The sequence below is a fragment of the Streptomyces hirsutus genome (assembly GCF_001418415.1).
GTDB lineage: Bacteria > Actinomycetota > Actinomycetes > Streptomycetales > Streptomycetaceae > Streptomyces > Streptomyces hirsutus.
Genome location: NZ_LIQT01000092.1, coordinates 1 through 442, shown reverse-complemented (window position 1 = coordinate 442; position 442 = coordinate 1). Strand labels below are relative to the sequence as shown.

At 73.3% G+C, this 442-nt stretch carries 1 protein-coding gene; it reads right to left on the bottom strand.

Annotation, left to right across the window (positions count from 1 at the left end; translation table 11 throughout):
• The coding region (locus AOK11_RS39305; RefSeq protein ID WP_240497258.1) for a lycopene cyclase family protein at positions 1-442 on the bottom strand (442 nt) is incomplete at both ends.

Here is a 442-nt window from a genome sequence, read left to right as displayed (position 1 = left end):
GGGCGGCGGCGATGGCCCGGCTCTGCCGTTGCACGGCGGCGAAGGTGTAGCCGGTGGCCGGGCGGGTGGCGCCGCCGGCCGTCCCGATGCGGAAGACGGCGCTCCCGGCGCGGCGGGGGAAGTGTGCGTCGGTCATCGGGATGACGCCCTGTTCCGCCGATTCGACGGTGAACGCACCGAGTTCCAGGATCTCCCGGCAGTAGTGGCCGAGGGCCGCCTCGTACGCCGTCGTGGTCAGGGGGGTCCGGGAGAACTCGGTGTACTCGACGAGCGCCCTGTCGGGCGCCAGCGGCAGTACGTAGCCGAAGGCGAGCCCGTGGCGCGGCTGCGGCACCCGGAAGTCCATCAGGTCGGCGACCTCGGGATCGAACCGGTCCGTGTCCGTGCGCACGAACCAGCCGCGGAAGTGCTGGAGGAGTTGGGTCCGGGCGGGGGGCAGGGC